The 10,449-nt window shown below is 57.9% G+C and carries 11 protein-coding genes; 4 read left to right on the top strand and 7 right to left on the bottom strand.

What is annotated here, in order from left to right; translation table 11 throughout:
- Positions 1-43 precede the first annotated feature (43 nt).
- From MOQ06_RS11685 to blr, 3 genes are all read right to left on the bottom strand, one after another.
- Positions 44-484 (bottom strand): DUF2569 domain-containing protein, encoded by a 441-nt coding sequence (locus MOQ06_RS11685; protein WP_148418877.1) that lies wholly within the window; start codon positions 482-484, stop codon positions 44-46.
- A gap of 85 nt (positions 485-569) precedes the next feature.
- The gene (gene ydgT / locus MOQ06_RS11680; RefSeq protein WP_000217941.1) at positions 570-785 is read right to left on the bottom strand and encodes a transcription modulator YdgT; all 216 of its coding nucleotides are present in this window, start codon (positions 783-785) and stop codon (positions 570-572) included.
- 231 nt (positions 786-1,016) lie between these two features.
- A complete protein-coding gene (blr, locus tag MOQ06_RS11675; RefSeq protein ID WP_176611222.1) occupies positions 1,017-1,142 on the bottom strand; it encodes a division septum protein Blr in 126 nt (41 codons plus the stop codon).
- Between the two features lie 239 nt (positions 1,143-1,381).
- Here blr and MOQ06_RS11670 point away from each other — a divergent pair, with 239 nt between their 5' ends.
- Positions 1,382-2,422, top strand: a complete 1,041-nt coding sequence (locus MOQ06_RS11670) for an oxidoreductase (protein ID WP_242173076.1) — start codon at positions 1,382-1,384, stop codon at positions 2,420-2,422.
- Positions 2,423-2,461: 39 nt separating this feature from the next.
- Here the strand turns inward: MOQ06_RS11670 and add are convergent, their stop codons facing one another.
- The 3 genes from add to malX all read right to left on the bottom strand — a co-directional run bounded on the left by add (position 2,462) and on the right by malX (position 6,373).
- A complete protein-coding gene (gene add / locus MOQ06_RS11665; protein WP_242173074.1) occupies positions 2,462-3,463 on the bottom strand; it encodes an adenosine deaminase in 1,002 nt (333 codons plus the stop codon).
- A 96-nt stretch (positions 3,464-3,559) separates the two neighbouring features.
- Positions 3,560-4,732 (bottom strand): MalY/PatB family protein, encoded by a 1,173-nt coding sequence (locus MOQ06_RS11660; protein WP_242173072.1) that lies wholly within the window; start codon positions 4,730-4,732, stop codon positions 3,560-3,562.
- A 48-nt stretch (positions 4,733-4,780) separates the two neighbouring features.
- The gene (gene malX, locus MOQ06_RS11655; RefSeq protein WP_193356189.1) at positions 4,781-6,373 is read right to left on the bottom strand and encodes a maltose/glucose-specific PTS transporter subunit IIBC; all 1,593 of its coding nucleotides are present in this window, start codon (positions 6,371-6,373) and stop codon (positions 4,781-4,783) included.
- Between the two features lie 179 nt (positions 6,374-6,552).
- On the opposite strand from malX, the gene MOQ06_RS11650 reads away from it, so the two are divergent.
- Entirely contained in the window at positions 6,553-7,581 is a 1,029-nt protein-coding gene (locus tag MOQ06_RS11650; RefSeq protein WP_148418865.1) for a Mal regulon transcriptional regulator MalI, read from the top strand.
- Positions 7,582-7,591: 10 nt separating this feature from the next.
- Here the strand turns inward: MOQ06_RS11650 and MOQ06_RS11645 are convergent, their stop codons facing one another.
- Positions 7,592-8,479 (bottom strand): LysR family transcriptional regulator, encoded by an 888-nt coding sequence (locus MOQ06_RS11645; protein ID WP_242173069.1) that lies wholly within the window; start codon positions 8,477-8,479, stop codon positions 7,592-7,594.
- Positions 8,480-8,587: 108 nt separating this feature from the next.
- Between MOQ06_RS11645 and MOQ06_RS11640 the strand changes: the two genes are divergently transcribed.
- Positions 8,588-9,568, top strand: coding sequence for an MBL fold metallo-hydrolase (locus MOQ06_RS11640; RefSeq protein ID WP_242173067.1), 981 nt, complete (start codon positions 8,588-8,590; stop codon positions 9,566-9,568).
- A gap of 12 nt (positions 9,569-9,580) precedes the next feature.
- Positions 9,581-10,435, top strand: coding sequence for an alpha/beta hydrolase (locus tag MOQ06_RS11635; protein ID WP_176610500.1), 855 nt, complete (start codon positions 9,581-9,583; stop codon positions 10,433-10,435).
- Positions 10,436-10,449 lie beyond the last annotated feature (14 nt).

Here is a 10,449-nt window from a genome sequence, read left to right as displayed (position 1 = left end):
CGGATAAACGACAACAGGCCACAACAGGTTAACTGTAAGGTTATTACGGGTTAACGAAGGTCTTCTTCACGCGCGTTGAGCGCTTGAAATAGGGTACCAGCAGCGCCGTTGCCAGCAGCGGAAACAGCAGCTGGCGCACCGCCAGCGCGTCAGACACGGGCGAAAAGGCGAAAGCTTTTACGGCCAGCAGCACGGAGACCAGCAGCCAGATAATGTAGTGCTTCGGCACGCTTTTGCGGCGCCTGAAGAATGCGATGGTCAGCCACAGCGTGTAGTACCACATCGCGATCGCGAAAACGAACGACACAAACCAGGTCGCAATATTGAGCGCGCTCTGAGACATCAGCGTCTGGATAGCATGAGGCGTAATCAGTGCAGTGGTATAAAGCAGCAGCGCCAGAGACGCGCTTAATAATGCAACCAGCAGCCATGCCAGCGGGGCGATTAACCAGCCACCAATTCTTTCTCCAGGCAATGCGGTCATAGGCTCTCCCATAGTCTGCGCGAAATGTTATACAGAAATTTGCAGGGCGCAGAGTATATAACATTTCACGCGGATGGCTACTTTCTTATACTACATAACGCCATACGGATTTAGGGACTTCACCTACGTTGAACAGACGACCGCCAGAGACCAGTTCGGCGCGACGGTGATCTGCGGCACGGTACATATTGATGATGTCCTGATTATCCGACAGGGTATAGTTCAGATGGTCAAACAGTTTTTCCAGGCTCTCAAGGGAATTGATTTTGCGAAATTTTAATAAATAGTCCTGAACTGTCATATTAATGAGTTTCCATATAAAAGGGGTAATACCCGTAAAGGTAACGCGTTCGAATAATAAACGGATTAATAAAGACGTAAACTGTCCACTCGGGTAGCGTGACGAAATTAGGAGTTTTCTTTGCGAAGAATCAGGCACCCGTCGATGCCTGGAAGTGAAGGGTAACCCCGTTCATAACGTCAGGCAATACGTGCCATAACGTAAATTGTCACGCTTTATGACGATACCGGATTACTTATGTTGTGCAACGGTCACAGGCTCCGGCGGCTGGTAGTTATCGATATGGCTGGCAACGCCAAGCAACACGACCGACACCCCAAGGACAATCCATCCCGCTAATTCAATGATTCGATTAATTATTGACGCCATAATTTGTGTTTGTAATTTATCCATAAATACAGATTGCAAATGTTACAGCGCCATTTTCCTCAGAGCAAGCGCTTTGGGAACGATTCCCCGGGTTAAAAGGCACACTTTTACGGGCCGTAACAAATACCTTTGCCGCAGGATGCTATTTTAAGTCTAAGGGCACATTATTAATCCGTGCGGCAAGCGCAAATGCGGTGGTAAATAAGCGCACGGCGAGGGGGCATATCATGAGTGAAAACATCCGCGTCGGTCTTATTGGCTACGGATACGCGAGCAAGACCTTTCATGCACCGCTGGTTGCCGGTACTCCGGGAATGGAGCTGGCGGCTATCTCAAGCAGCGATGAAACCAAAGTCCACGCCGACTGGCCGGCCGTGCCGGTGGTGATGGAGCCAAAGCATCTCTTTAACGATCCGAATATTGACCTTATCGTCATCCCCACTCCTAACGACACCCACTTCCCGCTGGCGAAGGCGGCGCTGGAAGCGGGTAAACACGTTGTCGTCGATAAGCCTTTTACCGTGACGCTGTCACAGGCGCGCGAGCTGGACGCGCTGGCGCGCAGCCTGGGGCGGCTACTGTCAGTATTTCATAACCGGCGCTGGGACAGTGATTTTCTGACGGTTAAGGCGCTGCTGAACGAAGGCACGCTTGGAGAAATTGCTTATTTTGAGTCGCACTTCGATCGTTTTCGCCCGCAGGTGCGGGACCGCTGGCGCGAGCAGGCCGGACCGGGCAGCGGCATCTGGTATGATCTGGCGCCGCACCTTCTCGATCAGGCCGTTCATCTGTTTGGGCTTCCCGTGAGCATGACGGTCGATTTGGCTCAGCTCAGGCCGGGGGCGCAAACCACCGACTATTTCCACGCCATGTTAAGTTATCCGCAGCGCCGTATTGTGCTGCACGGAACGATGCTCGCGGCTGCGGAATCGGCCCGCTATATCGTTCACGGCGCGCGCGGCAGCTACGTGAAGTTCGGCCTGGATCCGCAGGAGGAGCGTCTAAAAAATGGCGAACGCCTGCCGCAGGAGGACTGGGGTTACGACATGCGTGACGGCGTGGTGACGCGTGCGGAGGGAGAGGTGCTGGTGGAGGAGACGGTGCTGACGCTACCGGGAAACTACCCGGCCTATTATGCCGCTATCCGCGACGCGCTGAACGGTTCCGGGGAAAATCCGGTTCCGGCGAGTCAGGCAATACAGATTATGGAGCTGATCGAGCTGGGAATTGAATCTGCCAGACATCGCGCAACGCTCTGTCTGGCATAAGGCCGTGCCGGGCAGGCCCCGTGCCGCCCGGCACTGGCGTTAACCGCGAGCCACTTTATCCTTAAGCGCCTGCTTCTCTTCAGGCGTAAGGAAGGCGATTTCCAGACCGTTGATCTGAGCCTTGCGGATCTGCTCCCGGCTCAGCCCGGCCTGCGGTGCGGCGATAGTGTATTCGTGAATGATATCCACGCCCTGGACCGCCGGATCGTCGGTGTTCAGTGAAGCCAGCACCCCGTGCTCGAGGAAGGTTTTCAGGGGATGGTGCGCCAGCGATGCCACTGTGCTGGTCTGAATGTTGGAGGTCAGGCAGGATTCGATCCCGATGCGCTGCTCGGCGAGAAAATCCATCAGGGCGCGATCTTCAACCGCTTTGACGCCGTGGCCGATACGTTCCGCACCCAGCTCACGAATGGCCTGCCAGATGCTTTCCGGCCCGGCGGCTTCACCCGCGTGAACGGTGATGTGCCAGCCTGCATCGCGCGCCCGGTTGAAATGGGACAGGAACAGGCTGCCCGGGAAGCCCAGCTCGTCACCGGCAAGATCGACGGCGGTAATCTGGTCGCGATGCGCCAGCAACGCTTCCAGCTCCTGGAGGCAGGCCGATTCACCGAAGGTACGGCTCATAATGCCGATCAGCCGCGCCTGAACGTCAAAGGTTTTACAGCCTTCACGCACGCCGTCAATTACCGCTTCAACGACGCCCGCCACGGGCAGGCCGTGGGTCATCGCCATATAGCCCGGCGAAAAACGCAGCTCGACATAGTGCAGGCCGTTACGTGCCGCATCTTCGATGTTTTCAAAGGCAACGCGGCGGCAGGCGTCGAGAGAGGCCAGCATCTTCACGCCCCAGTCGAGTTTGCTCAGGAAACTCACCAGATCCGGTTCGTTCGAGGTGACCTGAACGTGCGGGAGCAGGGTATCAAGCGTTTCGGCAGGAAGCGTGAGATTGAACTGGCGGCCAAGATCGAGAATGGTTTGGGCACGAATGTTGCCGTCAAGGTGGCGGTGAATATCTGTTAAAGGCAGGCGGGTATCAATCATGGTCGCACTCTTTGCTGGTTAAAGTGCGCCATATTATAAAAACAAATCGAGGTAAAAAGCTATTTGCGCAAGGGAATATTCCGTTGCGCAAATAATTTACAGCAGGGTGTTAATGCCGGCGATCAGCCGCTGAACGCCCTGTTCGAGCTTGCTGCGCGGGCAGCCGGCGTTCAGTCGGACGAAGCCTTTGCCCTCATCCCCGTAGGTATATCCCGGCATAATGGCCACTTTTTGCTGTTCGATCAGCACCTTTTGCAGTGCTCTATCATCGATATCCAGCGGGCGGAGATCGATCCAGGCCAGATAGGTTGCCTCGGGCGGCAGCCAGTTGAGCTGCGGGAAAGCGCGGTTTAGCTCGTCGGCAACGTAGCGCAGGTTCTCTTCAAGATAGGCCCGCAGCGCGTCCAGCCAGGGCTCGCCCTGCTGGTAAGCGGCGATGTGGGCGGTGAGGGCCAGCACGGAAGGGGAAGAGAGTCCGTCCCGGCCTTTTAGCGCACTCAGGTAGGCGTTACGGCTGTCGTTATCGGCAATCAGTCCGTAGGCCCCCGTCAGCGCTGGTATATTGAAGCTCTTGGAACCGGAGGTGAGCAGGGCCCATTTACCGCGCGCAACCGCGTTCCAGGGCGTATGGCGATGCGATCCCCAGACCATGTCCATATGAATTTCATCGCTGACTACCGCCACGTTATAGCGTTCGCACAGCGCCGCGATCCCGGTCAGCTCATCCCGCGTCCAGACTTTGCCGGTCGGGTTTTGCGGGCTGCACAGCAGCAGGATGGTGTTTTCAGGTTTTGCCAGCGCGGCTTCGAGCGCGGCCATGTTCCCGTCCCAGCCGCCCGGCGTCTTCTGCATTGGCACCGAAACCACGGTACGCTGGTTGCCTTCGATGGCCTTATAAAACGCATCGTAAGCCGGGGTATGAACCACTACGCCGTCCCCCGGCGAGGACCAGACGCGGATAAGTTCAGAAACCATATAGATGACAGACGGCCCGTACACAACGGTTTCCGGGTCAATATCGCTGTTAAAGCGCTGGCGGAACCAGTGCGCCACGGCGGCCAGAAACTCATCATTTTTCCAGCGGCTGTACCCTAACACGCCGTGGTTCACGCGCTGGTGCAGCGCATCGAGAATGCAGGGCGCGGTGGCAAAATCCATATCAGAGATGGTGAAGGGCAGCAGATCGGCGGCGCCGAAGCGGTCGGCGACATAATCCCACTGGGTACACCAGGTGCCGTGTCGGTCCACGACGGTAGAAAAATCAAACATCACGGTGCTCCGTAAAATAAAACCCCCTCACAGCGAGGGGGCGAGGCATCAGGCTTCGACGGTTCGCATCAGGGTTGCCAGTTCATCCTTCACTGACTGAACCTGCGGGCCTATGACCACCTGCAAATTGTGTTGATTTAACTGTACCACGCCGATTGCCCGGTTAGCCTTCAGCGCGTTAGCATCGACTTTAGACATATCCGCCACCGACAGGCGCAGGCGGGTGATGCAGTTATCCAGCGAGGTGATGTTATCCGCACCGCCCAGCGCCGCCAGAATCGCCGGCGTGTTATAGCCGGATTTGCCGACGGTACCGGCCACCGCCTGCTCAACGCTGGTGGCGGTATCGGTATCGCGTCCAGGCGTTTTCAGGTTGAAGCGGGTGATGGCGAAGCGGAAGATCCCGTAGTACACCGCGAACCAGATCGCGGCCACAACCGGCACCAGATACCACTTGGTGGACAGGCCGTGCAGGATACCGAATACCACGAAGTCGATCACGTTGCCGTCGGTGTTGCCGATGGTCACACCCAGTACGGCCATTACGGTAAAGCCCAGGCCCGTCAGAACGGCGTGGATGAGGTACAGCACCGGCGCTACGAACAGGAACAGGAACTCGATAGGCTCTGTCGTGCCGCCCACCACGCAGGCGATTACGCCGGAGATCAGCAGGCCCTTAATTTTATGACGATTCTCCGGACGGGCGCAGTGGTACATTGCCAGCGCGGCTCCCGGCAGGCCGCCGAGGAATGCGGGCATTTTACCCTGCGACAGGAAGCGGGTCGCGCTTTCAGAGAAGCCGTGGGTGGTCGGGCAGCTCAGCTGCGCCTGGAAGATGGTCAGCGCGCCGCTTACCGAATGGCCGCAGACGTCCATGGTGCCGCCGGCTTCGGTAAAGCGAATCAGGGCTACCAGAATATGCTGTAAGCCAAACGGCAGCAGCAGACGCTCGCCCGTACCGAAAATCATCGGGCCGAAATCACCCGCACCGTTAATGATCCGGCCAATCCCGGCGATCCCCATGGCAAACACTGGCCAAATCAGCGGTATGATCAGGCCAAACAGGCCCATTACAACCAGCGTAATGATGGGCACAAAGCGGGTGCCGCCGAAGAAGGCCAGCGCGTCGGGCAGGCGGATATTGTGGAAGCGCTCGTGCAGCATCCAGATAATCACGCCGGCGATCACCGCCCCGAGGATCCCGGTATCGATGGACTGAATGCCAATCACGCTCTGAATGTTATTGGCTTTCAGCACCGCCGCGTCGGTCGTCGGCAGGATCCCTTTAGCGGTGAGCCAGAAGTTGACCGCGAGGTTCATCACCGCATAGCCAACGAAGCCCGCGAACGCCGCTACGCCTTTGTTCTCGCGCGCCAGCCCCAGAGGAATAGCGATACAGAACATCACCGGCAGGAAGCTGAAGGCGAAGGAGCCAACCTTGCTCATCCAGATGAAGATCGCCTGAAGCACCGGATTACCGAGGAACGGGATCAGGGTAATCACGTCGTGGCTGCTTAACGAACTGCCGATCCCCAGCATAATCCCGCAAAAAGAGAGAAGCGCCACGGGCAGCATAAAGGTTTTACCCAGTTGCTGGAAAAACTCCCACAGCGATATTTTTTGTGCTGCTTTCGCCGTCATAAAACGACTCCTTAAATAGTGGAACGTTATTTACCTGCCTCAATGGAGCGAGAAGATAAAACGTTTTATCAAACTTTAGTGCGCGCTGAATCACATTCCCGGGCTTTCACTGGTAGTATAAAGAGAACATATTGATAAAACGTTTTAGCGATCTCACTATCAGGGAGTCACGCCACCACATGGCTGTAGCGAAAAAGATCACCATTAACGATGTCGCGCTGGCGGCGGGGGTTTCCGTCAGCACCGTTTCGCTGGTGCTGAGCGGGAAGGGGCGCATCTCTCCCGCCACCGGCCAGCGCGTCAACGAGGCCGTTGAGCAACTGGGTTTTGTGCGTAATCGCCAGGCGTCGGCGCTGCGCGGCGGGCAGAGCGGGGTGATAGGGCTGATCGTTCGCGACCTGACGTCGCCGTTTTACGCCGAGCTGACCGCCGGGCTTACCGAAGCGCTCGAAGCGCAGGGGCGAATGGTCTTTCTCCTTCACGGTGGCCGGGAAGCGGAGCAGCTACTGTCCCGGCTGGACATGCTGCTGACGCAGGGGGTAGACGGCGTGATCGTCGCCGGGGCCTCCGGGGTAGGCAGCGAGCTGTGCGAGCGCGCCGCGCAGAAAGGCGTGCCGCTGGTGTTTGCCTCGCGCGCCAGCTATCTCGACGAAGCCGATACGCTTCGCCCGGACAACATGCAGGCCGCGCAAATGCTGACCGAGCATCTTATTCATCGCGGACATCAGCGCATCGCCTGGCTCGGCGGCAAAAGTTCGTCCCTGACGCGCGCCGAGCGTGTAGGCGGATACTGCTCAACGCTTATCAAATACGGGCTTCCGTTCCACAGCGAATGGGTGGTGGAGTGCGAGTCCAGCCAGAAGAAGGCGGCGGAAGCGATCGCGACGTTGCTGCGCAGCAGCCCGACCATCAGCGCCGTCATTTGCTATAACGACGTGATTGCCATGGGGGCATGGTTTGGCTTAATTCGTGCCGGCCGCCAGAGCGGCGAGGGCGGAGTTGAAACGTTCTTCGGCCATCAGGTGGCGCTGGGGGCGTTTGCCGACGTCGGGGAAAATGCGCTGGACGATCTTCCCATCGTCTGGGCGACGACCCCGGCCCGGGAGATGGGTTACACCCTGGCGGACAGGATCATGCAGCGGATTGAAAAGTCGGACGTGCAGGCCGGGCACCAGATTGTGGCGGCGCGGTTAGTGACGGTGAAGTAATCCCTGCCGCTTACGTCAGTGGATCCTGCGCCAGCCGCGCCTCCAGGGCTTCCACAAACTTTCTTACCTTAGCGGGGATCAGCCGGGACGTCGGGTAGACGGCCCACACGGCCAGCGCTTCCGGCCGCGCATCCTTAAGAACGATCCGCTCGAGCTGGCCCGTGGCAAACGCGGGTTCAACGTACCAGCGGGACAAATTCGCGATCCCCATTCCCCCCAGGCACGCTTCAAAGATGGCCTCTATAGAGTTAGCCGAAAAACGTCCCGACACTTTTTGCCGGTGGCGGATATCGCCCTGCTCGAATGACCAGTGCATAGCGTCTGAAGCGGTCAGGCAGCTGTGTTCAGCAAGATCGCTAAGCGTTTCAGGATAGCCGTTCGCCGCCAGGTACTCCGCGCTGGCGCACAGGTCGCGGGGGTTATCGCAAAGCCGGTGGGCCACCAGGCGGTTATCCCTCAGCGGCGCGATACGTAAGGCCACGTCCAGCCCATGGCTGACAATATCGATTTGTTCGTCAGTAGCCAGCAAATCGACCTGTAGGGCGGGGTGCTGGCGCATAAAGCCGGGGAGCATCGGGGCGATGATTTTGCGTCCAAACGCCGCAGAGGCGGTGATGCGAAGACGTCCGGCAAGGTGAGACCCATCGGGAAAAAGATCCGCCAGCGCGTTGGTTTTATCCTCCAGCAGGGCATGCGCGTGGGGCAAAAACACCTCGCCATCGCCGGTGGGCGAGAGGGATCGCGTGGTGCGGTGAACCAGACGCACCCCCAGCTCCGCTTCAAGGGCATTCAGCGCGCGGGAAGCCGCCATGGCGCTCATTGACAGCCGCCGGGCGGCACCGGCCAGGCTGCCTGCCCTGACTGCTTCAACAAATACTTCAACGTCTTCCAGCTTCATTATATCGATTCTCGTTATACTGGCGTATCAAATCATACATCTACACTATTAATCGTTATAGCGCCATAGTCATTTCACGTCCTGATAAACGCTACATTCGGAGTGAAAATGAAAAAGATAACAACGGCGCTGGCGCTCAGCGGTTTGATTTTTGTTGGTTCAGCGTGGGCGGATGCGCCTGCACAGATTCGCCAGCAGTTTCCGGGCTATTACCGTCTGGCAGTGGGGCACTATGAGGTCACGGCGCTGTTCGATGGCTACAACGATCTTTCGCCATCACTGTTGAAGGGGCTATCCGCGAATAACATTCGCACGCTGCTGGCGCAGCGCCGCATCGATGCCGAACGTATGCCGACCTCATTTAACGCGTTTCTGATCAACACCGGTAAGCATCTGATCATGATTGACAGCGGGGCGGGCAATTGCGTGCCGCAGACCGCAGGCCAGCTGATCCCGAATATGGAGGCTTCCGGCTATCGCCCCGGGCAGGTAGACGCCATTTTCCTTACCCACCTCCATCTCGATCACGTCTGCGGTCTGAGCGATGCCGCAGGGAAGGCGCTTTTCTCTAACGCTACGGTTTACGTCCCACAGGGTGAGGCTGACTACTGGCTCGATCCCGCTAAAGAGGCGAGCGCGCCTGCGAATGCAAAAGAGTATTTCGCCATCGCGCAAAAAGCGTTGTCGTCTTATAGCGCCTCGGGGCGACTTAAAACCTTCGTTCCGCCCGCGTCGCCGATCCCGGAGGTGCAAACCGCCTATGCGCCGGGCCATACGCCGGGCAGCACCGTTTATCGTTTTACGTCTGAAGGGCAGGCGATCGACGTTATTGGCGATCTCATCCACGCGCCGGCGATCCAGTTTCCCCACCCCGACATCTCGATTCGCTTTGATGTTGACGCGAAGAAAGCCGTCGCGTCCCGCACGCAGGAATTTAACGCCCTGGCAAAAAGCGGCGAATGGGTCGCTGCTGCGCACCTGCCTTTTCCTGGCGTGGGCCATATTACCGCCAGCGATCAGGGCTTCAGCTGGAGCCCCGCCATCTATGGTCCCTATCAGCGCGCCGCGCACGTGCCGCTGCTGAAATAAGAGGTTAAACGCATGAAAAGTTACACCGTAACAGCTAACGGCATCCGCCAGTTTGTGGTTGAGGAAGGCGAAGGCGCGCCGGTGATCCTCCTGCACGGTTTTCCCGAAACGCATTACGCCTGGCGCTACCAGATGCCGGTGCTGTCCAGGCACTATCGCGTAATTGCACCCGATCTGCGCGGTTACGGGGAGACGGACAAACCCGCTTCGGGCTACGACAAACGCAATATGGCCCGGGATATCCGGGAGCTTATGCGCGCGCTGGGTCTGGAAAAAGTGGTGCTGGTGGGGCACGACCGGGGCGCCCGCGTCGCCACCCGGTTCGCTAAAGATTACCCTGAAAAGGTCGATCGTCTGGTGGTGATGGACAACGTGCCAACGCGTATCGTCGCACGCGATCTTAATGCCTCGGTTGCCCGGGCGTACTGGTTCTTCCTGTTCCATCTGGTGCCCGATCTGCCGGAGGCCTTAATTGCAGGGCGCGAGCATATCTGGCTTCGTCATTTTTTCTCAGACTGGACGTTCGATCCGTCGACAATTAGCGGTGAGGCCTTTGATACCTACGTCCGCGCGTATCAGGCACCGGGAGCGGTAAGGGGAGCAATGGCGGACTACCGCGCCAATGCCGAAGACGTGGCGCAGGATCTGGACGATGCCGATGTGAAGATTGCCTGCCCGGTTATGTCCTTGTGGGGTAATGATTTTCACGCAGTGGGTAAACTGTTCGATATGCGAAGCGTTTGGGCAGAAATGGCGGATGACCTCAGAGCGCATGCCATAGAAGAGTGTGGGCATCTGCCGCAGGAGGAACAGCCGGAGAAAGTGAACGCGCTGCTGATGGATTTCCTGGAGGGCTGGAAGGGATAAGCGGCAAGAAAAAG

It is taken from the genome of Enterobacter sp. I4 (assembly GCF_022669095.1).
Taxonomy (GTDB): Bacteria; Pseudomonadota; Gammaproteobacteria; order Enterobacterales; family Enterobacteriaceae; genus Enterobacter; species Enterobacter pasteurii.
Note: the sequence above shows the minus strand (reverse complement) of the source record. Positions and strands in the feature narration are given on the sequence as shown.